This is a genomic window from Mucilaginibacter sp. HD30, from assembly GCF_054061755.1.
In genome coordinates, this window is the sequence record NZ_JBSSEO010000001.1 from 204,004 (window position 1) to 228,911 (window position 24,908).

Consider the following 24,908-nt stretch of genomic DNA (forward strand, 5'->3'; position numbering starts at 1 on the left):
CAACATTTAGTCAAGATGATATTTATTGTTTTTATGTGATGCCGAATCCACATTGTGCTATGATTTAGACTGTCAAATTTATAATATGCCAACACACAGACCCTACTTCAAATTCCGCAACCCATTTGACTTTTCACCTCACCGTTTCGAGATAGGTAATGCCATTATCCAAAACAAAGGGCTTGCTGACAACTTTTTTTTGAAGAAGCTTTATGATTTGGAAGAACAAGAATACGGCCCATATTACTACTTCCACTTTGATTACTTTTCAAAAAGCCTCCCTGACCAGGAAGAACAGTACTTTAATCATGTGACGGATATCGTCATCAACCGTATTGATCATTATAAGAAAAAGGACCCGTTTTCATCCAGCTATCCCAATCACATGGCAAGCGTCAGGAAGCTGGAAGTATTCCTGAGCTTTATTAAAACCGTTGACCGCTGGCATAAGCTTGAACCTATTGAATCAGTCATAGCAGAAAAAGACCGGGAGATCGACAGGTTGAATTCTAAAATTGAAATATTGGAAGCACAATTGAAAGAAGCAACCAAATATGATGCCAGTGAAAAGATCGTATTAAGCAAGGGCGGCCTAGCTCCGTTCATACATGTTATACATCAGATACAGGATTTGAAATTGCCTAATGACAATAAGCTAGGCCGCTCACAAGGGCAAAGTCCCTGGTATAAAATGATCGCTAAGTATTTCAAACACGGCGATAAGGACATCTCCATTGACACTGCCCATAACTACTTCCCGGCTAATAAGGATGATAAACCTGCCAAGTATATTAATATCGCTGAAGAAGACAAGCTTTTCAAAATAGTTCCTAAAGACAGGGAATAGCGTTTGCCCTTCAAATCTGACCAAACGCCATCATTGGTCATTCATTTCGCTCTTTTGCCCTTGACCTTTGAACCATTGCGTTCAAGGGAATCCAAATGATCGTTCCCGCGAACCGGTTTAGTTATTAACCCAAAACACGGAGGGCAGAATGAATTTAGAGATCATCACCAAAGAAGATTTAAGAGAGTTTGAAAGCAGGCTATTAACAGAGATAAAAAAGCTTGTGCAACTTGATGGGCAAGGCGCATCCAAGAAATGGCTGAAAAGTAACGAGGTTAGGAAGCTGCTGAAAATCTCGCCAGGTACTTTGCAAAATTTGCGTATCAATGGCTCACTCAGCTTTACCCGCATCGGCAGCATCATCTATTATAAGCTTGAGGACATCAACAAGCTGTTGGAAGGTGGTATGAAATGAAGGCGACTGTTTTAACACCAGAACTTTCAGGCTATGCAAAATTGCTCCGATGCATGAGTAAAGACGAACGGTTAAACGCAACTCATGTTAGCCTTTTTACCGGACTGTTCGTCCACTGGCGGCGAAGCGGCTTTGTTAGTCCATTTGCCATTACACGCAAGACACTGATGGCTTACAGCAAGATTGCATCGATAGCGACTTACCATAAAGGTATCAGGGAGCTGGATGCTTATGGTTACATCAGCTACCAACCGTCTTATCATCCAAAACTCGGCAGCCAGGTTTGCTGGCCCGACGACTGGCAAATCTTAAAATCTTGATGAAAAAGAATATCTCTATATCGACCGATCTATGGATCGACCTATCGGGGTATCTCATGTGCTTCCGCGAAAGCGGGGGGAGCGAGCGGAAGTCGGGCGCACCCGACTTTTTCCGCTCGCCCTGCGGGGCTAAGGCGGTTTTGCGTATACCGATGGTATACTTTGCCCCCGCTTTCTACTATTAAAAAGGAAATCAGTATACCTGGCGGTATACCAGACAATGATAATGTGTGAATGATGGCAACAAATGAAAATAACAAGACGATACGATTTTTGGAGAAAACGGATAATAAGCTGCAAACAGTCGCTAATAAATGCGGGCTATCGAAGCTGGATTTGTTTACTTACATGGTAGATTATTTCTATAAGACCAAGAAAGATCCAAGGGACTTGAACGATGATTTGCTAAAGAACGCAATCAACCGTAAGACCGATAACATCGTGGCTTTTATCAAAACGCAGGAACAAGATTTATTGATACCGATCAAGAAGGATGGTGAAAGAATGAGTGCGGCGCAGGGTAAGATATTGGATGGCTTTAACCAGCATGTTATCGTCCATAACAAGCAGCAACGGGAAGCTTATACAGGACAGGTAACGGCTATCAATCGTATTGCCGAGTTTTTAAACAGGTTAGATACCGCACAGCTTGATAAGAACAAATTAAAGAAACACTTCAGCGGAATTCTGGAATATTACATGACCGAGCGGGAAAAGATGACCATGCTCAGTAAGCAGGCGGATAAAGACGAACTAATGCGCTTTACCAGGGAACAGGTAAATAATTTATAGATAATTACGTATACGGAGCTGTGACAATTTCAAAAATAACGATTATGCACATTAATATTACTAAGAGCGAGACCGGCAACAACAAAGGCAGCAGCAGTCAACTGGTTGCTTACCTGGAAAAGGAAAACCGGCTGGCCGAAAAGCTGGATCAAAATCATCAGCCGGAATATTGGTTCAGCCATGACCGGAATAACATTCAGCCTTATGAGGTCAGGCAGGGCATCGATGGTAATATAGCAAAGCTTTCAAAGGACGATACCAAGTTCTTTCTCATCAATATCAGCCCAAGCGAAAAGGAAATCCGATACCTAAAGGAACTGTATGGCGGACAAGGCGCGAAGGCTTACCTGAAAGATTATGCTAACCTGGTCATGGATGCTTATGCCAGAAACTTTAAGCGCAGCGGCATCGATAGCAACAAAGACCTGGTTTATTACGGCAAGTTGGAGCAGAACCGCTACTATACTTATAAAGACCTGGAGGTAAGAAAAGGAAAGGCAGCTAAAGGCGACATCAAGCCAGGCGAACAGATGCACGTTCAAATCATTGTTAGCCGTAAGGACGCGAGCGATAGAATAAAGCTGAGCCCGCTCAATAATTCAAAAGGGAAAAATGCCGCTCATAGCCAAAAGGTCGGGCAATTTGACAGGGTTGCGTTTAAGCAGATGTCAGAAGCTTTGTTTGACCGGATGTTTGATTACGACCGGGATGTCAAGGAGTCGTTTAAGTATGCCAATACGCTTAAACATGGCTCTTACGAGCAGAAAAAGGAAGTAAAAGAACAGTACCGTGTGCAGCAGGCTAACAAGATTGTTGTCGAGCAGGGTCATAGCCATGGTGCCAGCCTGATTGATATCTTGTTGAAAGGTGGTCAGTCTATTGGAGGCTCACCTACTCAGGATGACCACCAGCGGCGGAAAAGAAAGAGAGGTCGCGGCTATGGACACGATAATGATCAAAGTCAGGGATATTCAATGTAATGGAAAATAAACACTATGCGGCTGCGGCAGGTTGCTGCATTGCACCACGCGCTTAACGCCGGGTTCCATTCAGCAATCCGCCTCGCCGACTCACGCAGGTAGTATTTGTTCCTCCTACACGCCTGCTTCTCCAACGCACATAACAAGTACGGTCACCGCACCGCCGTCACAAAGATACCCGCGCAGTGAAATAGCCAAGGGTATATGAACAACGGCTATCGCCGTTGCCCTTGACAAATTCCCTGCTTCCGGCTCCGGTTGTTTAAGCGGTGTAATGACCTAGTGTGTACAGATCAATATAATACTAGCCATTACTATATTTCTTCTTCAAAACAGCCATGTCATCGCTCACCTTTTTATCCAATACCTTTGCATAAATTTGGGTAGTTCGCAAACTACGGTGGCCAAGCATTTTGCTTACGGTTTCGATAGGTACGCCATTAGTTAAAGTAACTGTGGTGGCAAATGTATGACGCGCACAATGGAAGGTCAACTCCTTCTGTATGCCTAAGCAATCTGCTATTTCTTTGAGGTAGGCGTTTACTTTTTGATTAGTAATCGAAGGGAAAACAGTACCGGCATTAAGGGCCCTCGGATCATCACGATAACGGGCTATAATTTCTAAAGCTTGAGGCAGTAGTGGTATACGTGATAAGGTGCCCGTTTTTGTACGGGTGGTGTTTATCCAAATTTCCCGGTCAATACCGATAACAAGATCTGAAGGCTTCAACGCGATTAGGTCGGCATAGGATAGCCCCGTAAAGCAACTAAACAGGAAAAGATCTTTAATCAGTTCGAGGCGAGCGGTCGAGAATTTCTTTTTTGTCAGTTCTTCGATCTCCGTTTCACTCAAATAGGCACGGTGTGTTTCCCGTGTTTTTATTTTGTAGGCCATAAATGGGTCTTTCACCAGCCAGTCATTAGCTACGCATTGACGGACTATCTTCTTCAGCTTTTTGATCATTCCCATAGCGGTATTATGCTGGATGTTGTTAACCGTCTTTAAATAATATTCGTACTCGGTAATAAATTGGTGATTCAACTTGTCCAGCGACAAATCATTTACCTTGTATTTATGCTTGATAAACGCTTCTAACGATTTGTAGGCCGTCTTGAACTTTTTCAGCGTACCTATGGCAAACTCTTTGCCCACCAAACTGGCAAATTGATCGTTATGATATTGATATACTTCCAAAATTTTATGGATTGGAATATCATCAACGGATTCGCCGTTATAAAGGCTTCTGATTGATTTGGCCGTCACCTCTTTTCCGGACGCAAGCAATTCTCGTTGTGTTTCATACAACTTTGCGTTCAATTGTTCCAGCCAGGCATTAGTTGCTTTCGCTTCTTTACTTGTTCCCGAAATCCGGCAGGATTTTGTGCTCCATTGCTCTGCGCTACACATTCTTTGTGTGTTCCATTCCACCCGTTTGCTGTCTACTGTTAATCTTAAATAGATCGGAAATCGCTCTTCTTTGGCTGTTCTTGACTTTTTGAGGTAGAACAGCACCTTAAATGTCTTTTTCATTTTTTTAATTTTAAAGATGAATAAAAGTAGTCCCTGTGTTCTTTCCAGTCAAGATGTTCAATTAATGAACAAGTTGATAAACAGATGTTTATGAGCTAAATCGGGAGTCGATTAATTTCATTGGTACCGACTCCCGATTTAGCCCCTTTTACGCCCGATTTTAATGGATTTTTTGATGTAATCTGAAAACAAAAAACCCTTCAAATCGTGTCATTTGAAGGGTTTTGCAAATTTTGGAGGGTCTTCCAGTGATCCCGCTGGGATTCGAACCCAGGACCCCAACATTAAAAGTGTTATGCTCTACCAGCTGAGCTACGGAATCATTTAAACGTTTTGTTTAAAGTGGTGCAAATATAGGATTTATCAGTACACGCTGCAAGCTATTTTTTAATATATTTTTAAGCACTTCATTAACAGTAAACTACGGGGTAAAAATGCCAATTTTACCTTTATCTCCCGCCAATAAAACGAGCCTTCCGCTTTTTGCTTTACGACAAACGTTGAAACTTGTGGTATCAATTTGGTGCCAGGTAACGCCATGATCTAGTGAAATATTACTGCCAGGTGTGCCGGTAGAAAGGTAAGTTTGCGGAGCAACTAATTCAACACATGATTGGTATCCTTTTGGACCCTGTCTGCTTTTGACATATAGTGTGTGACCTGAAAAGTAAGAACTTATAGAGTCGACATATTTGTCGTTTGAATAGTTGCCACCAACAATTACAAGCCCACCTTCTGAAACTGAAAACGCTCCGTTGCTTGCTTTTCCTTGGGTAATAGGTAAATCATAATAGGCCCATTCTTTAAATGGCTTTTCTAATACCAAATGTCGGGCAATCGTGCCTCCTGTTACGATGGAAAAAAACTCACCACCATACCTAATTCTCAGACACGTCCCACTCGCGGCAAAAGCAGCCTCGCCTTCTTTTGCATCCGGCAGATTGGCAAACTTATGCCAGCTATCTCCACCATCATTCGTTTCCAGCAATAAAAACTTTTTATCGATAGGATCGCCTAAAATTAAACCATGCTTCTTGTTTGAAAAATCCATGGCATCTAAAAAATAGGCCTTGTCATCGTTCCGGTATTTCAACTGCCAGTTTGCGCCCCCGTCGGTGGTTTTTAATATTAACGCCGGTGTGCCCGAACTCATTATAATAGCTTCCTTGTCAGAAAACGCCTCTATGTCTCTAAAATCGGCCTTTTCAAAACCTTTAACCTGTTGCCAGTTCCAGGTATGGCCACCATCGCGCGTTATTGCTGTGTAACCACTGCTGCTGCTTAGCCAGGCCACTTTATTGGTCACAACAGACAAGCCGCGGATGCTTACCGGTTTATTTGTTTCAATCACCTGTATCTTTTGCGCGTTTAGGCGGCCTATCATCATCGATAAAACAAAGGTTACAACCAGCGGATATTTAACTTTCATGTTGAGATGTATTTAACCTAAATTAAGTTATTTAAGCTATTGAAAGTTTAGCGCAGCATATTTTATTTAAATAAATGGCAAATTGACCGAAAGCATTATATTTGCATCCCCAATAAGTGGCCGGTTTTTGCCGCTTACATGCCCGGATGGCGAAATTGGTAAACGTTGCGGTCTCAGAAGCCGTTGAGAATTGTCTCTTGAGAGTTCGAGTCTCTCTTCGGGCACATCCAAAAAGAAAAGTCCGGATGCATAAATCAGAATTTAGATTTAGCATCCGGACTTAGTGATTACAGGCCCGGGTGGCGAAATTGGTAGACGCACCATCTTGAGGGGGTGGCATTCGTAAGGATGTACGAGTTCGAATCTCGTTCCGGGCACTTCTCCTTTAATATATTATCTAAGTAACTTTCCCAGAAAAGTAAATTTCTGTGTAATCCAGATAAGAACACTAACCAACAATATTATTATTATCAAGCTAAAGCTAAATGTGGTGTTACCTGAAACTTCTTTTTTAGTGTGTTTAACAGTATCGCTTGTTTTAACAGCTAATTCACTTTTAACATTAACGTCAGCTTTTTCTTCCCTTGTTAGGTTGTTATAAACAGCTATCCGCTCAAACACTTTTGCTTTTATGGTTTTTACTTTTGGAATGGCTGTGGCTGTGGCCTTACCGGTCCTATCTATCTGAAGAAACAGATTTAAATCGTCGTTTTCAAAATGCGCACTTGTGTCTTTGTCTAACGAATGAGAGCGAACTAAATAACCGCTAAGCGCTTTGCCGGTAACAACTATATTAGTATCAATTGTTCTGTTAATAAAGGTGATGGTTTTGTCGGTTATTAAAGATGTTTTGTGCTCTGTTGAGTCTGTGATCGCTTTAATTTGATGTGAAAGTGTGTTGCTATCTGCTAAATAAGTTTTTTTAGCGCAGGCAGAGAGTAGCATACAGGCCAATAATAAGAAGTGACTATTTTTCATTTTATAAATCGGGTTACGGCGTAGATCTGCCTGGTTAATCTTATTTTTCTGTAAACGCCATCGCCTTCTCTACTACCGGCATCGTTGGTATTTCCTTCAACCGTAATTACGGTTTTGCTAGTCCAACTGTCTACGAAGCCAACATGAGCGACGCGCTTTTTCTCCGGGAAGTAAATTCCGAAGACGTCACCCATTAATGGGATTAAACTAGTTTTTGACATGCGTTTCCATATTTTGTTCTGAGCAGTGAATAGTATGGGGCAATACCCACTTTTAGGGTTAGCTACGTCGTTTTGACCAAGCACCCAGCAAACAAACGCCGCACACCAGGGATTGCCTTTTTGCAGACCAACATACTTTAAATAAACTTCCACCTGCTTACCGTCGTTATTGCCCGTTAGCTCGTGTATGCCTACTTGACTGGCATAGGTATGCTGTACGCTTGCCCTTGTATTACCTGGTTGAGCAGCACCAACGAAAACATTAATAAAAAGTAAACCAATAATGAGATAATAATTTTTAACCATGAGGGAAGCTGTTTAAAATCGTAAATAAATTCTTCTTCAAAATAAGTGCGAAGCGATAACCAGTTTAACTTCATGGTTACCCACACTACCGACTGAAAAATGCAAAAGCTTATAATTGCGGTTATAGGTATTTGTAGCACGCCCACATCATAACTTCCGGCGGTAGGGTCAATGGCCCTTAATACAAACGGCGAGAGCCAGAAAATCAATATTGCTGATGCAAGCAACAGATATTCGTTGTGTTTTAATAAGTACTTGTAAAACGGCGATGTTGAGCCGGGTTTAGCTTTGTTTTCCATATAATTGATATTGAAGGTGATTAATGCGGCTTTCCATCTGGCGGATGGTAGCCTCTAATTGTTTTATTTTAGTGAGGTGCTCACGCTCCCGTTTTTGCTGCAGGTTAATAATGCGCACGTTCTCTGTTTCTTTTTTCTGTAAATTAAGGATCTGTTGTGCCTGATTTTTTAACTGTTCGCCCTGCATATTAAGTTGCGCACGCAGATCACCCAACATGGTGCTATATATTTCGGTGTTAAATAATTGCGTTTCGGCGTTGTTTTTTTTTCGTGTTGCAAATAAAGTTAGCAATGTACCGAACGCGGCCGAGCACAGTAAGGGTAGTAGTGAGGATAGCGGCATGGGGATGGTATTGTTTTTTAAATGAATACATACTTCAGCCGATTGGCTGGAAGCAATCGCAATGAAATTTGTGGGTTTTATAAGAAAAGGATATTCTGGTACCGGATAATTGGTGAAATGGGCTATTTCATGACAGTAATGACAAACATAGCTGTTGGTTAGTTTAAGTATTGTTAGCACATGAAAAGAGTATATAGTTTTATTCATGTGATACAATTTGTTTTTGTTTATTTGTTTATGATGAATCGACTGGACTGCATCACAATTTTAAGAGCTGTGGCTATTTTGATGGTGCTATTGGTGCATGTCGGAATGTATTCAGACGGGATGCAGCACATTCACCCATATATACTTTCTGTTTTTGACAATGGAGCGAGAGGCGTTCAACTCTTTTATATTTTAAGTGCCTTCACATTGTTTTTGTCGTTCAGCAATAGAAAGGGTGAAAAAACACCAATCAAAAATTACTTTATTCGGCGTTTTTTTAGAATAGTCCCGCTATTTTTTGTCGCCGTTGGCTACTATCTTTGGCTATATGGAACCGGGCCCCGCTATTTTTTGGGCAATGCGTCAGGCATAACTGTTGGCAACGTTTTAAGCACACTAACATTCACCAATAGCTTTAATCCATACTGGATAAATAGCATATTTCCAGGGCAATGGTCAGTTGCAATAGAGACAGTGTTTTACTTGTTTATGCCATTTTTATTTAACAAAATAAGGCATTTGGAGCATGCCTTCATCTTCGTAGTGTTTACTATCTGCTTACGCTTTGCTTTACACATTACCTTACAAAGGCACCCGTTAATATCTGATACGAGGCTATGGAATGATTATTTGTTCTTATACCTACCGAGCCAATTACCGTGTTTTAGCCTGGGCATTTTATTATACTTTGTAATCTACAAAACGGATGATCGCATTTCGCCTAAAGTTCTTTTTATAGGAACGTGCATTGTAACTTGTGGTCTGGCGATTGATTTTTCAAATTTTATGCCAGACTATCTTTTAATAGCAGCGGTATTTTCGATGATAATATTTTCATTGCATCGGTATCATAATGGGCTATTGTTCAACTCTTTTTTTAAATTAACTGGCGAGTTAAGTTATACCATATTTGTAACGCATTGGGCCGTGCTTTATCTGCTGCAAAAGTCTGCTGCATGGAACACTATTGGCGCGACAAATGAACCCACTGCTATCTTGAATTTTATCGTGAACTATTTATTGACATTTTCATTAAGCCTTATAATTTCAATACCGCTATATCATTTAATCGAAATACCTATGCAAAAAGTCGGCAAGAAATTGATTTCTGATTAGCCTACCATTTCCACTAGCAAGCGGGTCACTTTCAATACTTTGGCTGCGTCTGCCGTGTCCCACTGCGCTGTAACATCATAGGTGCCATTGTAATAACCATTATTCAATCCGGTTATTAAAGCACCGCCATTATTTAATTGCGTCATTTTTGGCGCGGCGTCGTCTCCTACTGAATAAGTAACTGCGCCGTCTACATAAGCCTCGCCGGTCAGTACATCTTCACCCGGACTTTTAAACTTTGTAACTATATTACATTGACCATCAAATCTCAAAGCGCTTGCGGACGCTGCCAACCCTCCTAAAGTACAAGTGGCTACATTAGTGCCGCAGTATTTAATCCGGAAAGTTATAGCCCCGCCTCCAACAGGCGTAGAATATACCCCACTAAACGTAAACACAAAGTGCCGCCCTACTAAATTTGGGTAAGGGTAATGCAAGGATGCTGATCCGTTTCCTGTCGGCGTAACACTGCCTTCAGCGGCGGTGTTGCTTCGCGTAGCCGCGTCACTGTTAGAAAAACAAGCGCGTCGAAACGTACGACCCGAAGCCCTAACTATTCCGCCGTTACCGCTATTACCCATCTCTAAAACATCGTAAGCCGCGCCACCTACATAATCGGAACCTATACCTTTTACACTTATACCTCCTTCTAACGCCAGACTACCATCGAGTCCTAAAACAGCCATAGTACCACCGCCGTATTTTGTAAATGCTACGCTCCCCATAGAAGTGATATTCCAGCCGGTAGCACCCGCACCTATAAAATTAACACCATCACCGCCGTCTGCTGAATTATAAAAGTATATTTGATCTGCATCATATTGCGCTTGGGGCCGAGAAGATGTACCCCCCGCGTTACGTGCTACTCTCAAATAGCCCTGTATACCAATATTTCCAACCTGTAATGGGTTCGGAGTTCCTTTTGTTAAATATTTAGCGTCGCTTTGCGTCTTTGTGTAAACATCTGGTGTGGAGTGCTCTAATATACCACCGTCGCCTTCGTTTGTAGTTACAAGTTCTGCCATTGTCATATCAGCAACCGCTACCTTTAGATGGTACGTTGACTGCACCAGCCCATTAATCACCCCTGCGTAGAATAAATAGGTTTTGCCATTAGCTTCTACTACATCTGCATCACCTACCTGGCCGGGTGAATTGTTCACCCCCTCATCGCTCATTAACCGTTTTAAAATAGGTGCGCCAGCAGCGTTTATTGTCCAATTAATTAAATCGGTTGAGCTAAATCGGTAAAGATCAGTAGGAGTTTGAGAATTTGGAACGGAGGTGCCGTGACACCACATATAAAAGGTAGAGCCAACCTTATGGATATTGGGGCCACCCCACGAACGTGCACTTAAGGATAACACAGGATTGCTCCCGTATTCTGTCCAAATAATGCCATCCGTAGACGTATAATAGCCCAAAGAAGCCACTCCTGTCCCTGCGTTATAACCTTCTAAAATCATCTTCCAGGTGCCCGAATCGTAAATAACACAGCTATTTTGTACGGTACCGCTATTCCAGCTGCCGGTGTTTTTTACTACAACACCTGTGTTAGTCAGCGTCCACGTTACGCCATCTGTAGACGTTAAGCGGTCAATTCGCGCGGCTCCTTTGTACGCGGCGTACATATAGTAAGTAGATCCTACCTTAAGGACAGTGCTGCGATAGTGATCCACAACCACAAAGCCCGAACGACGAATCCACTTTATGCCATCCAAGCTTTCAGCATAACAAATATTAGGATTATCCCAGCCTACCGTAAACCAGCATTTGAAAACTTTACCATCCTGTGTGGTTGTAAATATAGTTGCGGCGGTTTCGTACAATACAGTAGCTTCGCCAGTCACATTTTCGTCAGTTGGTAACTCAGCTTCAATAGCGACGCCCTTACGGTTCCAAACCGGTGTTGTAGTCCCACCGCCCGTTATATCATCTATAGTTGCTAAAATCTTATTTCCTGTTTTATTTGGTAACCTAAAGGTACCGTTGCCTGTTAGTGTTCCATCGTTAGGCCTTATCTCTTGCCAGTAAGTACCTAAATCCCTAAACGACAATAAGCCTTTACTTACCTCCGTGAAATTTGATGTACCGTCAACAACAGTGCCATCACCTGTGATGATTTTAAGGCCATCAGCAGTCAAAAAAATACCCCTGGTGTTGTTAGTACGGTTTATCGAAATGAAGCCATTATTTGTTACAGATATCGCTTTTGTATAAACTATGTCAAAAAAGTTGGTGATTTGCTTTTGCAGCTTACCAAAGGCGCTCAAAAAGCTATCAGTAGCCGTAATTGCAGTAGCGTCGCCAAAGCCAATGCCGGTTAACAGTGATGCTAAAGCCCTTGCCGCAGTAAAATATTTATTAGCGCTCCCTTCGGGTACTGCATCAGTACTACCCGGTGAAGCAACTATCTGAATATAAGCAGATCCACTCCATCGGTATTCAAAGTTAGTATCCAGTGTTACGTATATTTTGCTGGTTTCGCCGGTTGCCGGCAGTGCGGCAAAATTACTAAACTCCAAAACGTCATCTACATAACTGGGCAGTTGCGCCGATGGAACTTTGCCGGCTACCAGATCAGCTTTGCCACCTAACGCAGCCAATAGTGAAGCATTATCGTTGACATCTCCTGTTATATTCTCAAACGCGACATCAATATCGCCCCAGTTCGCATCAAAATCATCATCGCTGGTTTTAACCAATGCCTGGCCGGCAGTACCACCATTAGGAATGCTGGTTCCTATTAAAGACATCCCATCTCCCCAAACACCTCCGGTTTTTGGCCCGTAAATGGTGTAAGTTGACGTATTAATATAAAAGTCGCCATTTACGCCGGTGCTTATATTGGAGGGAGTGGTGGTGCCATTAAGTACGCTGAAACCGTTTGTTCCGTTGGTGCCATTGGTTCCGGCAGTACCTTGTGGTCCCTGCGGCCCGGTTTGCATAGAAAATGCCTGGTTCCAGCTTCCTGCAGTCTTTTTATAAAATATCCCGGTACCTGTGTTAATATAGGTGTCGTTATCACTACCTGTGCCACTTCCCGGCGCGCCTACGCCATATAAAATGGTGCCGTTTGTTACCCCTGTAGATGACGGTATAGTGTAAACCACCGTCCAAACCCCTGAGCCTTTCTGGGCAAACGCGCCGGTATCCGTTTTAATAAAAAGATCGCCGTTTTTACCGGTTGAATTTGAAGGCATTACTGTGCCGACAGTTACTTTTGCCCCAACGTTAAGATTACTGCCAATAAATTGCAGCAGCGTGCCGAACGCGAATTTATAGTCGGTGCCATCGCTTACCAACAGCGATATATCTTCGGCGTTTATGGCGGATGTTAAAGGTAATTCGCTTAGTTTTTTATCTGCCATTGTTAATTATTTATGGGTAAGTAATCAGGTTGATTAAATAAGTCGCCCGGGTAGTTATAATCCGATTTATCAACACTACGTATCCGCGGTCCCGACTGCCTTGCGCTGCGGTTTTTGCTCCCAGGTTCCCAAAGAGGAAAGTCAGCGCGATGATCCCATAGAAATTTATCAACATCGTTAGCGTGAGCATTAGCAACGCTGCGCTGTTGCTGAACCAACTTTGTAATTTCGGAATGTGATAGGCGAATGCTTTGGTCGGCTTGTTTTTGTACCGGCCCTGTGGCGGTATACCTTATGGCATCAGCCTCAATAAATCGCGAAAAAGCAAAGTATAAAAGCGTTGGTAGCAACCCTTCGTATAAAACAATATGTCCGCGTTTGTCTAAATACTCACTGCCATTCAAAAGATCCTTGTAATGCTGCGAGGCATCGTCTTTTATCGTGCCGTCTTCATTAAAATGCTTGATAAAATCATAGTAAAGCGATCTGCCCAAAAAAGGCTTAAGATCAAGATCCTGGGCTTTGGTAACGAAAACTTTCAGGCGTTCGGGTTTTATGTTTGCAGAGATATCCTCGTACCGCTGAAACGTTAGCTGGTCTATTAAAATCATATATATTATTTATTGCGTGGCCGATGGATTATTGAGTCACCATGCTTTCCGCCTCGTGTTGTTTAAAGCCGTATGCGTAAACCATTATGGCTATTTTATTGTCGGCAGGTAGATCTGACAACAGTAATTGATTGATGCTTGAACCGGCGGTACGACCCGGACTGTCATCGGCCACAGTTGCCGGAACCGGTATAATGTTCCAGTTAGCTGACGGGTTGATAGGAGTGCAGAAGTTATTGAATATTTCCTCAAAGCTTTCTGATAAGGCCGACCTTTCTGCTGCAGTGTTGTCATTAAACTCCCTGATGGCTTGTTTCTTCTCGCCACCGTTACTTAGGCCGGATGATTTTTCGGCATTGATAAGTTCTTTCGGTACAGAAAAGCCTTTAATTATCCGCGCTTCAACAGATTTCTCGGTCGCTTCAAAAAGCTTATCGTTGTTTTGAATAGAGTAAGGTTGAAACTCTGGCTTCTGGCTTTCATCCTCATACTCTATAACGATGATCTTTTGAGCACTTTTTGCTCCTTGGAAAGTTCCAAGGTCTTTTTCAAGTTGCGATATTTGATTGCCCGCGCTTTGTTCAACATCTGGCCCTGCATTGTCCGCCTCTTCCCTGCGCGATTGCATAAACAACATGGTTGATGGCAAAAAACCCGTAGTTACCTCGCGATTATTGAAGGTTTTTATACCGGCCTCGGTTTCAAAATCTTCCCAAACGCTGTCGGCCTCTATTAATGGGTAATCATCAACAGCAGGATTAAAGTAGTAAAGCTGCCCTTTGTAATTTTTCCAACCGCCCGCTTTGGTAACCTGTTTTTTTATTATTCCGGCGTCCGGATCGTACTTATCAATAAAGGCTATTTTGCTGCGCGAGACGTGTTTCCAAGTTTTTTTACCCCAGTCAGAATATATGCCGTATTTATCAGCAGTTTCAATATTGTCAATATCGCCCATGCGGATATCTTCAAACTTAATATAGTTAACGGAGCTTATTTTAAAGTTGGCGTTGTAGTTTATATGGATGCCAAAGCCGGTGAACAGCGCCAGATCCTGCGCCACAGCCTTAAGTAATTTAGCAAGAGTGAGGCCATTGGGGTTTATTATTTGTTTGCCCAGGTCTTGTTCTTCAAAGCCATTACCTGCAATGAATTTCGCGCGCTTGTTCCAGCAATCTTTAGCAGTTGGCGATTGCGCCACCAGCTCAAGCATGCGTTGAGGGTAAGCGTTGTCCAGATCATAGTTAAGTATGCCAAACGTTTGGTTGGGTCTCACTAAAATTCGTCGCTCAATTTGTGGCAGATAGGTTTTCATGTTGTATTGATTGTTTTACGTTTATAAAAGGACTTGGTGATTCCGGCGACAGGCTGTATCACCCCGCCGCCGGAAATAATTAGGATACCAGGGCCTCTAATGCTGCAATAGTGCTCGCATAGGTAGCGCTTCCGCTAACTGGAGGGATAGAAACCGCGCGTGGGGGGTAGGGCTCCTTCAACTTATCAGGATTGGTTAGCTTTAATTTGTAGCCGCCATCAAGGCTTTCATCAGCTGCGTTTCGCTCTGCTTCGGTAAGGATCAAGCCGTTTACCGCACCGAACAACTCAATTGCCGAGTCGCTTGATTTGTAGTTGTTAACTAACACGGCGCATACACGTCCGTAGCCCATTGCTTGCAATTGTGCTTTGATATCAACAGAAAGACCGGCAATGTTAAAGTCTATTTCTTCCGTATAACGCGGACCGACCGCTGTTTTAGCAATTTTTGATATGGAGTTAAAGCTGTTATTTGTGCCTTGAAACTTGTAAACTTTAGCTGATCCGACCGCTGTAAGATCTTCTACTATCAGGGGATTAAGTGTATCGTAAGAGATGGTAATGTCATCCTGATTAAAGATGTAGATCACATCCTCAACCCCGGAGGTTATAGGGTCATCAGCACCCAGGGCAAAGCCTGCATTTATTTTATTGTAAATTGACATAGAGTAATTATTTATTTAATTAGTGATTGAGTGAAGGAGTGAATGTGATTGGTGAGTTAAAGACAGCAATCGCTAACTCACTCAATCACTAATTCACTCATTAATATTACGCCGACAGGTAAAATAACTCGTTAGCAAATTTGTAGTTAACCGCAGCTTTCATACGGGCTTTCATGCGCACCACATTGTCATTGGTGTAAGGCTTCATGTAAACGGTTGAAAGTTCTGAAGCATCGCCCAGTAAATCAACACCCAGGAAAAGGTTTGATGAGCGGGCGCCCAAAATGGTATTGGCCTGCCAGTGGTTCATCAGTTGCAATGGTAAACCCAGGTAATCCATTTTCTTTTTGTCGGTAAAGGCGTTCAATACGTTCACCGCTTTGTTAGCCTGCGCTTGTGCGTAAGCATAACCCACGTGGAAAGGTATCTGCAAATTGAAATCATCCTGACTTCTATCAGCCGGATCCAGCTGCGCATAAACTCCGCTTAGCACATCCAGCACATTGCTTGCGTTAATGTAGCTTACAGTGGCGGCGGTAGAAGAGCCAGAGAATGCTGCCGCTTTGCGTGTGTTGATCTCGTTGTAATTGCGCACCAATTGAAAAGTGGTTGAGCTTAGTACCTTTATGAAGTACGATTGTCCTTGCACGTCAATTCCGCCACCTCCATTTGTGGTGTCTTTGCTTGATCCGGTTACTGCCGTAATGCTTACAACATCACCGTCTGCCAGTGTTGCGGTGCTTGATACTGTTACTATGCCTGACGCGTTGATAGCGGTTGCAGCCATTGAAGTTGCCAGCTTGCCCAAGCCCACTTTGTAGACGCCTGAGGCGCCGGCGATGGTAGGCAGTAAGCCATCAAAACTTGCCGTAAATGCGGCCTCTCTTGTTGATGCTTTTCCCAACCAGTACAAACGCTCGTTAGCAATCTGTATTTTGGTAAGGTAACGCTGCACCATAAAGTCAGACAGGTCTACCACGCCTTCGTAATCCATAAAGGCGCCTGGTTTAAGGCTTTGCGCCTCCCATGATTGTACTAGCTTATCCCATTGTTCCTGTTTCATAAATTCGTACACAACAGGGTCCAGGTAGCTTTCTTTTTGTGATGCGGTTGTGCCCTGGTCTGTAAAGGTGCCTGATGGATTTTGCAGCACCACATCGTCGTCAACGTCAAGTATCACCTTGCGCGATTTTACGTCGTTGATAACGGTTAGCAAACCGCGCTTAACCGAATCGGCCTCAAGCAGCGTGCTTGCCATAAACCCGGCCAGCGCTTCGCCGGCGTAGGTATTGTTTGTAAATGTAAATTGAGCCATTAATTTTTATTGAGTTATTAGTTGATTATGTTTATTAGGTGAGTGCTTGTGAGTATCGAGGAGGGGTAAGAGCTATTTAACCTAATCAACCACTCACTATTCACCACACACTATTTAGAAACTGCTTTCTTAACCGCATTTTGCGCCAGGGTGGTTTTTGGCGCAAAAAAAGGTTGGGTTTCGGTCTTTGCTTTGCTGCTGCGTTTTGAACCTTCGGGTGTAAAGTCTGATTTAATTTCGTTCTTAATTTCGGTGTGGGTTTTGTTTAGCCTGCGGCCAGCTTCTTCCAACGCGGCTTTTGCTTCGGTAAGTAATCCATTTTGGGCATGTAGCTTAGCTTTTATTTCCTGCACGCGATTTTTAATTTCTTTTTGTTTGCCAGATTTAAATATGCTTTCCGGCAAAATATCTTCTTCTTCCTCCGCTTCGGGGTCTGTATCTTCGCCGTCAATCTTCTCAACCTGGCCGCTTTTTATCTTTATTTTTTTGCCGGTTGCTGTAGTGTAGTTGTCGGTAATTGCGGGGGTGGTCATTCCTCGTCCTGGTAAACTTCTGTGCCTTCGCATAATTCACCGGCGTGGTGCAGGGTGCCTTTGTCTGTAATAGTTTGTTTGTTTACCACTTTTTTAAAGAAGTTCATAATCTTGTCCAAAACCGAGGCGGTTTTCTGGATCAGTTCTTGATTTTCTGTGTTCATACTGTTGTTATTGGGTTTTTGTAAGATTTTGTTAATGTAGCGCTGATAAAATACTGGTGCAGTTGTGGTGTAATTCTGAATAATGGCGGTATTGGTTATTTCTGCCTGGTAATCCTCAATCTGGTCAATAAACCCGAGGTCAAGCGCCTGGTCGGCAGTAAGCCAGGTGACGGAGTCGATCAAACTATTAATAGTGACGCCGTCCAACCCGGTTTTGTCTTCATAAATTGCCGCCAGGCGCGATTGTACCACATTTAGTAACTGAATATCTTTCAGCAATTCGTCTGCATTGCCGCCGCTGCCCACCATGGGTTTGTGTATCATCAGCAGGGCATATTTGCTCATCACAACGTCGTCACCAGCCATGGCAACAACCGAGGCAGCTGAGGCGGCCAGCGCATCAATGTAAGTAGTTACATTGCCCGGGTATTTCTTCAACAGATCGTAGATGGCTATGGCATCAAACGCGCTGCCCCCCGCCGAGCTAATGTGAACGTCTACATCCTGGCCGGCCGCTGCTGCTAACTGCAATTTTATTTGGGCGGATGACAGCTTGCCCGATCCGATACCCTCGGTATCAGTATCATATAAGTAAATTTTGTAGTTCATTTTTTTGGGTCCGGAAGTCGGGAAGACGGAAAGTCCGGAAGGTTTAATTGGTGTAAAAAAGATTGCTTGGTGGCTGGCTTGCCGCCTGGTGTTATACAAATGTCGGTACTATTTTCCGACCTGATGGTGACACTGTTTTGTCAGTAGTCTCAATTCGCTGGTAGTAATCCTATAATCCTTAAATCCTGCGAATCTTTGTTCAGATGTGAACTATACAAATGTCGGTACTATTTTCCGGCTTGGTGGTGACACTGTTTTGTCAGTAATCGTTTTTGTCATTCTGAGCGATAGCGAAAAATCTTATACGCTTACTAACCGAGCGCGCTGTACAGTTATGGTTTACAAGATTCTTCGCTGTCGCTCAGAATGACAGTGCAGGCTAATTGAAAACTATGCCTATTGGCATATATCAAATGTCGTAAAATTATTTTTATCCAATGGTGACACCGTTTTGTCACCATCAGTAAAGCTGTTCAATGCCCGCCAAATGGTGCGTTCGTCTTTGTCGAACTTAACTTCGGCCTCCAGCACCGCCTGGTTTTTTGTAATGCCGCGTATCTGCATCTGGGCCATTACCCATAAATAGATCTCGCGATATGTAAATACCTTGGCCGTTATAAAACCGGCTTTATATAATTCAGAAAATATGCCTTCATCAAATAAGGCGTTAGCTGTTTTTATATTCATACCCCTCCCGTCCCCTAAAGGGGAAGCTTTTTTATTGGTTAATAAATAGATTTTTATTTAAGCTGATAATTCCCACTTTAGGGGGTTAGGGGGTTAGGGGGCTACAAATTTACCCTATCCACCGTCCTGGCCACTATGCTTTGTTGTGTGTTAATATCTTTAACATCTACATAAACAGGAGGGAAGTTGTTGATCATTTGGTAAGCCAGCGTGTTGGCTAAATCTTTAACATCATTAGCAGGCTGACTGTAATACCTGTTAGCATTACCGCCATCAGTAAATATGCCACCAATAGCGTAACCCCTGCCCGGATTGGCAACAGAGAAATCCCTGCCGCCATGGGCCACGTTAATAGCGCTTACCAGGTTACGCGCCCAGGGGTTGCGCATAGCTTCTGATACTACCACAGCCTCGCCCGAGCGTAGGTAGGCATTGGTGTCGTCTGTGCGACTATAACCGGATAGGAGGGAACCTCTACCGTCTGACCGAAACTGACCACCGCTTGCAAAGCCTGGTTTTTGTTTGGCAATTTCTGATATTGACATGGCACCTTGCGCACCCATAAACACTGCCTGGGCTATGCCTAAAGCCTGCCCTATGAACGGAATACCTGCGTAGGCTTTAAATGATTCCATTACGGCACGTTTGGTGCTGATAACGGTATCTCCAATGGCCGTTGCTTTTTTGGCCAGAAAAGCCGCTTTATAAATGGCCGAATCTTTTTTACTGTTCTTTAAAGCGGCGTCAATAAACTTATCACCGAAGTTTATTTTGGCTTTGTTTAAGCCTTCTTCTAAGGCTATTTTTTTCTTTGCAGCTTCGGCATCAAGCTCAGAAACACGCTGAATAGTTCGTTCTGTGCTTTTAACTATCGCGTTACTTTTAGCATCTAAAGATTGCTGGACACTTTGATCAAGCGAATCTTTGAGAAATTTGCCTGTGTTAAACTCTAAGCCGGGCATTGCCTCCCCCATAGTTTTGTTACTATCGGCTTCAACAGACTTCGGGGCTTTGGGTCGGTAAGTTTTTGTGCTGCCCCTCCTCATACCTAATGAGACAGATGTATTTGCACCACTGTTTTCCGTCGCTGCCGCAGCGGCAATCTTATTTGCCCCACCGCCCAGTTTGGTAAAACTTTCAATAAGTTTATTGGTATCGTTAATTATTTTTCGTGCTTCAGCAATGCTTTGTTGTTGTCGTTCATCGCTTTTCTTTTTCTCCTCATCCACTTGCCACAACGCGCCTAATCCGTGTCCGCCGCCTCTTTTTGCCTTTTCCTGCAGATCTTTTTTCTTGTTATTTAGTATTTGCTGTTCCTGCGCGTGTGCGTTTTTTATTTTCTCTATTTTATACTCAGCATCCAGGACCTTAGCAGACTCTTCTGTAATTTTATTCAACGCTGCCTTTGCGCGGGCATTTTCAATTATTGTACGGGTAAGTGTTAAATATGTGGTGTTTGCTCTCCCGTTTTTAATCTCCTCATCTGTTAATTTGCCAAAATAATCGGGATACTCTTTTTTCAAAAGTCTTATGCTTTCCGCCCTGGCTTCATCTGAGTTTTTTACATCCGTTGCCGATTTATAAAGTAAGTTAAGCTTGGTGGTTTGCGTAGCAGTATCGCTGTTAGCAGCTTTAATTACCTCGTTAAAACCTTTTATTTTATCCGTCATTTGGGCAACGGCCTCTTTGCCTTTGAAGAAGGAGGACACAAGACTAATAATCTCAGGTGCAAAAGTTAGTAGTATGGATAGGCCGCCGGTTAACGCAGTTGATAAGGTTAAAGTTCCTGCTTTTAAAGCTTCTATAGCAAATTTAACTTTCTCAATAGTCTCTTTAAAGCTTTTGTAATTTGCCGCTACATTAATTATTGACTCACCAACTGAACTGTTTTGCTTATTCAAATCACCGACAACTCCGGATAGTTTAGATATTTCACTATTAAGTTTATTTATTGGTTGTGATAGATTATTTATTGATGTTCGTAACGTATCAAATGCAGCTTTGTATTGATTGATATGTTGCTGCCCGGAAGCATTGATTTCTATATCTATAGATATGTTTTTGTTATTATCTGCCATTATTTTTATTATTGATTAGTTTTAATATACAGCCATGAAAATTGTAAAATCTGAGACATTTGCCGCTCATTACGCATTGACAAAATTTATTAATCAACAAAATATCCAGCGAGAAGACATTCTCACTATTGTTACCGAACCTGGAGTTAGCTCAAGTAATTACGTCATTTTTTTTTATGGCGACCCAAATGTTGAGTTGCCTAAAAAAGGCTTTTGGGATTTGTAGTACGCATGGAATTAACGTGTTATTGTTACCTAAGCTGCAATCGTCCAGCTTTCTGCAACCTGCTGTACTTTATACTCAGCATCCAGAATTTTGGCGGATTCTTCAGTAATCTTATTCAATGCGGCTTTTGCCCTTGCGTTTTCAATTATAGTGCGCGTAAGTGTTAAATAAGTGGAATTTGCTCTTCCGTTTTTAATATCTTCGTCATTTAACTTACCAAAGTAATCAGGATATTCTTTTTTTAATAACCTAATACTCTCAGCCCTGGCTTCGTTAGAGTTCTTAACATCTGTTGCCGATTTATAAAATAGATTAAGCTTTATAGTTTGCGCGGCGGTATCACTGTTAGCGGTTTTGATAATCTCGTTAAAGCCTTTCATTTTGTCCGTCATTTGTGCAACGGCTTCTTTGCCTTTGAAGAAGGATGTGGCAATGTTTATTATTTCCGGCAAAAAAGCTAATACCAGTCCAATACCTCCAGTTAAGGTCGTATTTAACGCAGCTGCTTGTAATTTAAGTAATCCAAGTACCTCTCTCACACCTTCCGTTATACCTTTCAAACTAGAGAATGCAATACCCACGTTCCCGATAGTACTACTAAGTGAAATATTACCTTCACCTAGCTTATTGATTGAGTTGATTATGATCATCCATGGCTGGTAATTTTTGAGTGTAACGTTATATAATAGAAAAGACTACTATGAGGGATGTAGATAAGGACCCATCCTTATGCTTTGAGTAATTGCATATAAACTATAAATAGACCGCTTGTCTTAAAAGTGAAAATTATGCCGTTTGGCATATGTAATCATATACCGCATTGCCCTCAAGCACAATACCTGCAATATTTATTTGAACTTAATATCAGTAATGCTAAAGTCAAATACCGGATTTCTCAGGATGCCTTCGCTTCCTAAGGAAGCGAAGGCATAAGATTTGAAAGTAATATTACCCTCAGCATCTTTATCAGTCAAAAAATTACCACTTACTATCACATCATAGCCCTTTTGCAAAGGCTTTATCAGATTTTTTAGTCGTTCGTCGTTTGTTATACTGCATTGTAATGCAATCGCCTCGTACTCCGGAATTTTTTCGTCAAATTGAAATCCTTTGGATATTATTAAGTCTATAATTATAACATCATCATCTAAATTAATCTCCTGAATTCGGGCTTCCCAATTTTCGGCTTTACCTTTTAAGTCGTTTACTATAAAATGAGAAATTCTTTTCACGCTCATTTCGTAAGCCTCATTCTGCGTTATCTCATTAATTTGAGCCCTATAATTGGAGTCAGCTATGTTTATTTCCCTTATTAAAGCCAGTTCGCTTTTTGGACGGCTTTACTTTTGGTGTCACCCAGGTTACAACTACAAGCAGTTACAGCAATTAAAAAAACGCATAGGATTTTTTTCATTTTAATAAAGTTTAGATTTGCTAATTTTTTTGGTAAATATAATTTTAAGAGATACACCAAGCAAATAAAATTAACTTTTTTATCCCAACTTCACCAACTCCACTTTGGCAGCCTGCCCCTTGCGCCAGGCATCAATTTTATTAATATAGTAATAGGCGCTGTCTTGCTCCAGATAAACAGGTATCATCAGGTCAAGTTCTAAAATATCGCGCGGGCTTAGTAAAAAATAGCGTACTAATTTCTTGGTTTGCTTTAATATTTTCTCTAACTCAGGATAATAACGTTTACGCAGGTCGTCAAACTTAAGACTGGGCTGGCCATATGTGTCGTTTAGTTTGGGCGCATCGGGTTTATAAAAGTAGGGGGTGCTTATGTAGTCGTTAACCACCCGGTTGTTGCCTTGCCCGTCAATAAACTTTACGGTTTTACCATCTTCAAGCGGCAGTTTTTGGTCAATTAAAATACGCGGCGTTACACCCGTGCTAAAATCGCTGCTGTCGGCATCGTTCATTTTTATTTGAGCTACGCTGCTGCTTAGGTAAGGCGTGTGAAGGGTAGGAGCAAACTGGCTCTCAAACAGATCTGCCGAGGCGGGTAGCGTGGCATCATTAACCTTTATCACCGCATCGGCGAAACCTGCGGGCAACACAGCTTCATCTTCCTTATATTTCAGCTTGTTCTCCTGCGCGTAACCACCTAATTGAAAGCTAATACTTTTACCCTGATCTAAACACTTACCCGACCAGTTTTTGGCCAGCGGGATGTTATTCACAATATCCCTGAAGGAGTTGAATGTAACAGTACGTTTGGCATTATCAGTCTGGCAAATTATGCCGAAGCGTTGTAGGGTGTCTTTTAGCAGGTCCTTGGCAGATATGTCATGGAAAATGCGTTCGCATTGTACATCGTGCCCAAATAACACCTTTTGGCGTTTGGTGGTAATTGTTAGGGTGCTGTCTTTTTTAAGGGTGATAACGCCATGCTTATTGTGATTAACGTTGTACTCTACATATACTCCCTCGCCGGTTGCCAGGTCGAGGTCATAAGACAGTTTGATGTTGTTGGCCACCCGCTTATAAAAATTAACTGATACATGCTGTGTATTACTACCCAGATCAATAGTTATATCATTTATCGGCTCCCAGTAGCCCGAAGTAAGTAGTTTCCTCAAACGCAGCACAATGCCAAAGTGCTCGCCTTGTTTGTTTTTACTCAGGTCGCCTGTTATCTCCACAGAAAACTCAAGCGTAACCGACGCTGATATACTGGCAGGTGCGCGGTAATATTGCTGCGAATTTTGCCATAAATGGTTATTATCTTCAGACTGGTTATAAAAGGCCACCCTACCCACATAAGCATTATTGTCGCCAAAGTTTTGATCGGCGTGTGTTTTTACAAGGCAGGTGTGTGGGTTATTAGCATTATCATTCTGATAATCTGAGCCATGTTCCCAACTGCTGTTACTAAACTGCGCTATCAATTTTGGATACAGGGGATCTGTCAATAAAGAGCCACTGGCTTTATAACCTGTTGATTTTACTATCTCATCAATCGCGGTTTTTATAAAAAATCCCGGCCGTAAATTATTTACGTTGATATCATTAGGATGGCTTGGCAAATTGCCGTAATCAATAACCGGATAGATCCATCCCGTTGTACGGCTTTGTGATGCTGCAACATTCTCCACATTCCATTTATGCTCATATTGCTTAAAGGTTTTACCCATATCATACAGCTTAGCATCGACAGCGTCAAAAAAATCAACATTGCCTGAAAGTACTGTAAGGCTGGCGGTATCATTATCAACACCGTTCAATTCGGCAACCCCATAGGGGATGATCTCCAAACCATCCTGCACCAACTTGGCCGGATACTTTTTGTAAGGCGCTTCTGAACATAAGGCAACATCATCTGGAAAACCCAATATGCGCTTATTGTGCTGCGTAAGCGGCAGCTTAAATTGGTTGGATGTGTTGCCCTGCTGGTTCTTTACCTCGGCCAGGTTATTGATCTGGAAGGTAAGCGCAATGGGGCTGTCATCGCTCAAGTCGACGAGGGAATCATTTATGAAAAGTTGAAGTTGGTTCATTGTTTTAGTATCAAGTAGTTAGTATCAGGTATCAAGTATTTTTTTGGCTTA

25 protein-coding genes and 3 tRNA genes are annotated in these 24,908 nt (G+C 42.4%); 9 read left to right on the top strand and 19 right to left on the bottom strand.

The features are described from left to right. Window positions 1-85: 85 nt before the first annotated feature. The 5 genes from ACVW2L_RS01035 to ACVW2L_RS01055 all read left to right on the top strand — a co-directional run bounded on the left by ACVW2L_RS01035 (window position 86) and on the right by ACVW2L_RS01055 (window position 3,354). The gene (locus ACVW2L_RS01035) at window positions 86-847 is read left to right on the top strand and encodes a hypothetical protein (RefSeq protein WP_457126090.1); all 762 of its coding nucleotides are present in this window, start codon (window positions 86-88) and stop codon (window positions 845-847) included. Between the two features lie 148 nt (window positions 848-995). After that, window positions 996-1,262 carry a helix-turn-helix domain-containing protein gene (locus tag ACVW2L_RS01040; protein WP_457126091.1) on the top strand — a complete coding sequence of 89 codons (267 nt, stop codon included), beginning with the start codon at window positions 996-998 and terminating at the stop codon, window positions 1,260-1,262. 53 nt (window positions 1,263-1,315) lie between these two features. After that, the gene (locus ACVW2L_RS01045) at window positions 1,316-1,582 is read left to right on the top strand and encodes a hypothetical protein (RefSeq protein WP_457126092.1); all 267 of its coding nucleotides are present in this window, start codon (window positions 1,316-1,318) and stop codon (window positions 1,580-1,582) included. A gap of 234 nt (window positions 1,583-1,816) precedes the next feature. Continuing rightward, complete coding sequence (locus ACVW2L_RS01050) at window positions 1,817-2,374, top strand: BfmA/BtgA family mobilization protein (RefSeq protein ID WP_457126093.1); 558 nt, start codon at window positions 1,817-1,819, stop codon at window positions 2,372-2,374. Between the two features lie 44 nt (window positions 2,375-2,418). Continuing rightward, window positions 2,419-3,354 (top strand): DUF5712 family protein, encoded by a 936-nt coding sequence (locus tag ACVW2L_RS01055; RefSeq protein WP_457126094.1) that lies wholly within the window; start codon window positions 2,419-2,421, stop codon window positions 3,352-3,354. A gap of 304 nt (window positions 3,355-3,658) precedes the next feature. On the opposite strand, the gene ACVW2L_RS01060 is transcribed toward ACVW2L_RS01055, so the two are convergent. From ACVW2L_RS01060 to ACVW2L_RS01070, 3 genes are all read right to left on the bottom strand, one after another. Further along, entirely contained in the window at window positions 3,659-4,885 is a 1,227-nt protein-coding gene (locus tag ACVW2L_RS01060) for a site-specific integrase (RefSeq protein WP_457126095.1), read from the bottom strand. A gap of 249 nt (window positions 4,886-5,134) precedes the next feature. Next, window positions 5,135-5,207, bottom strand: a tRNA-Lys gene (locus ACVW2L_RS01065). 99 nt (window positions 5,208-5,306) lie between these two features. Further along, window positions 5,307-6,314, bottom strand: a complete 1,008-nt coding sequence (locus ACVW2L_RS01070) for a WD40/YVTN/BNR-like repeat-containing protein (RefSeq protein ID WP_457126096.1) — start codon at window positions 6,312-6,314, stop codon at window positions 5,307-5,309. Between the two features lie 140 nt (window positions 6,315-6,454). On the opposite strand from ACVW2L_RS01070, the gene ACVW2L_RS01075 reads away from it, so the two are divergent. Together ACVW2L_RS01075 and ACVW2L_RS01080 are read left to right on the top strand one after the other, a co-directional pair. Next, window positions 6,455-6,538, top strand: a tRNA-Leu gene (locus ACVW2L_RS01075). Window positions 6,539-6,607: 69 nt separating this feature from the next. Beyond that, window positions 6,608-6,691: transfer RNA gene (locus ACVW2L_RS01080), tRNA-Leu, on the top strand. A 16-nt stretch (window positions 6,692-6,707) separates the two neighbouring features. Here ACVW2L_RS01080 and ACVW2L_RS01085 read toward each other — a convergent pair. Genes ACVW2L_RS01085 through ACVW2L_RS01100 form a run of 4 tightly spaced genes read right to left on the bottom strand, consistent with a single transcriptional unit; the run spans window position 6,708 to window position 8,668 of the window. Beyond that, the gene (locus tag ACVW2L_RS01085; RefSeq protein WP_457126097.1) at window positions 6,708-7,292 is read right to left on the bottom strand and encodes a hypothetical protein; all 585 of its coding nucleotides are present in this window, start codon (window positions 7,290-7,292) and stop codon (window positions 6,708-6,710) included. Then, a complete protein-coding gene (locus ACVW2L_RS01090; RefSeq protein ID WP_457126098.1) occupies window positions 7,289-7,819 on the bottom strand; it encodes a CHAP domain-containing protein in 531 nt (176 codons plus the stop codon). Before ACVW2L_RS01090 ends, ACVW2L_RS01085 begins: the two co-directional genes overlap by 4 nt. Then, window positions 7,705-8,118: a hypothetical protein gene (locus tag ACVW2L_RS01095; RefSeq protein ID WP_457126099.1), complete on the bottom strand. Its 414-nt coding sequence runs from the start codon at window positions 8,116-8,118 to the stop codon at window positions 7,705-7,707. The genes ACVW2L_RS01090 and ACVW2L_RS01095 overlap by 115 nt, the downstream gene beginning before the upstream one ends. Continuing rightward, window positions 8,102-8,668: a hypothetical protein gene (locus tag ACVW2L_RS01100; protein WP_457126100.1), complete on the bottom strand. Its 567-nt coding sequence runs from the start codon at window positions 8,666-8,668 to the stop codon at window positions 8,102-8,104. Before ACVW2L_RS01100 ends, ACVW2L_RS01095 begins: the two co-directional genes overlap by 17 nt. Before the next feature lie 30 nt (window positions 8,669-8,698). On the opposite strand from ACVW2L_RS01100, the gene ACVW2L_RS01105 reads away from it, so the two are divergent. Beyond that, window positions 8,699-9,784 (top strand): acyltransferase family protein, encoded by a 1,086-nt coding sequence (locus ACVW2L_RS01105; RefSeq protein ID WP_457126101.1) that lies wholly within the window; start codon window positions 8,699-8,701, stop codon window positions 9,782-9,784. Here the strand turns inward: ACVW2L_RS01105 and ACVW2L_RS01110 are convergent. The 9 genes from ACVW2L_RS01110 to ACVW2L_RS01150 all read right to left on the bottom strand — a co-directional run bounded on the left by ACVW2L_RS01110 (window position 9,781) and on the right by ACVW2L_RS01150 (window position 21,128). After that, on the bottom strand, window positions 9,781-13,155 hold the full coding sequence (locus ACVW2L_RS01110; protein WP_457126102.1) for a hypothetical protein: 3,375 nt from the start codon (window positions 13,153-13,155) through the stop codon (window positions 9,781-9,783). The genes ACVW2L_RS01105 and ACVW2L_RS01110 overlap by 4 nt on opposite strands. 2 nt (window positions 13,156-13,157) lie before the next feature. Next, window positions 13,158-13,766, bottom strand: a complete 609-nt coding sequence (locus ACVW2L_RS01115; RefSeq protein ID WP_457126103.1) for a DUF6712 family protein — start codon at window positions 13,764-13,766, stop codon at window positions 13,158-13,160. Between the two features lie 28 nt (window positions 13,767-13,794). Beyond that, a complete protein-coding gene (locus ACVW2L_RS01120) occupies window positions 13,795-15,078 on the bottom strand; it encodes a hypothetical protein (RefSeq protein WP_457126104.1) in 1,284 nt (427 codons plus the stop codon). 79 nt (window positions 15,079-15,157) lie between these two features. Further along, the gene (locus ACVW2L_RS01125) at window positions 15,158-15,742 is read right to left on the bottom strand and encodes a hypothetical protein (protein ID WP_457126105.1); all 585 of its coding nucleotides are present in this window, start codon (window positions 15,740-15,742) and stop codon (window positions 15,158-15,160) included. A gap of 106 nt (window positions 15,743-15,848) precedes the next feature. Further along, window positions 15,849-17,057, bottom strand: a complete 1,209-nt coding sequence (locus tag ACVW2L_RS01130; RefSeq protein ID WP_457126106.1) for a hypothetical protein — start codon at window positions 17,055-17,057, stop codon at window positions 15,849-15,851. Between the two features lie 110 nt (window positions 17,058-17,167). Continuing rightward, window positions 17,168-17,590 carry a hypothetical protein gene (locus ACVW2L_RS01135; RefSeq protein WP_457126107.1) on the bottom strand — a complete coding sequence of 141 codons (423 nt, stop codon included), beginning with the start codon at window positions 17,588-17,590 and terminating at the stop codon, window positions 17,168-17,170. Next, complete coding sequence (locus ACVW2L_RS01140; RefSeq protein WP_457126108.1) at window positions 17,587-18,363, bottom strand: head maturation protease, ClpP-related; 777 nt, start codon at window positions 18,361-18,363, stop codon at window positions 17,587-17,589. Before ACVW2L_RS01140 ends, ACVW2L_RS01135 begins: the two co-directional genes overlap by 4 nt. 396 nt (window positions 18,364-18,759) lie before the next feature. Further along, window positions 18,760-19,050: a hypothetical protein gene (locus tag ACVW2L_RS01145; protein ID WP_457126109.1), complete on the bottom strand. Its 291-nt coding sequence runs from the start codon at window positions 19,048-19,050 to the stop codon at window positions 18,760-18,762. A gap of 101 nt (window positions 19,051-19,151) precedes the next feature. Then, on the bottom strand, window positions 19,152-21,128 hold the full coding sequence (locus ACVW2L_RS01150; RefSeq protein WP_457126110.1) for a hypothetical protein: 1,977 nt from the start codon (window positions 21,126-21,128) through the stop codon (window positions 19,152-19,154). Between the two features lie 34 nt (window positions 21,129-21,162). Here ACVW2L_RS01150 and ACVW2L_RS01155 point away from each other — a divergent pair, with 34 nt between their 5' ends. Beyond that, a complete protein-coding gene (locus ACVW2L_RS01155; protein WP_457126111.1) occupies window positions 21,163-21,354 on the top strand; it encodes a hypothetical protein in 192 nt (63 codons plus the stop codon). Window positions 21,355-21,383: 29 nt separating this feature from the next. Here ACVW2L_RS01155 and ACVW2L_RS01160 read toward each other — a convergent pair whose 3' ends face one another. The 3 genes from ACVW2L_RS01160 to ACVW2L_RS01170 form a co-directional block, all read right to left on the bottom strand. After that, window positions 21,384-22,004 carry a hypothetical protein gene (locus tag ACVW2L_RS01160; RefSeq protein ID WP_457126112.1) on the bottom strand — a complete coding sequence of 207 codons (621 nt, stop codon included), beginning with the start codon at window positions 22,002-22,004 and terminating at the stop codon, window positions 21,384-21,386. A gap of 198 nt (window positions 22,005-22,202) precedes the next feature. After that, a complete protein-coding gene (locus tag ACVW2L_RS01165; protein ID WP_457126113.1) occupies window positions 22,203-22,586 on the bottom strand; it encodes a hypothetical protein in 384 nt (127 codons plus the stop codon). A 261-nt stretch (window positions 22,587-22,847) separates the two neighbouring features. Continuing rightward, window positions 22,848-24,857 (bottom strand): hypothetical protein, encoded by a 2,010-nt coding sequence (locus tag ACVW2L_RS01170; RefSeq protein WP_457126114.1) that lies wholly within the window; start codon window positions 24,855-24,857, stop codon window positions 22,848-22,850. Between the last annotated feature and the right edge of the window lie 51 nt (window positions 24,858-24,908).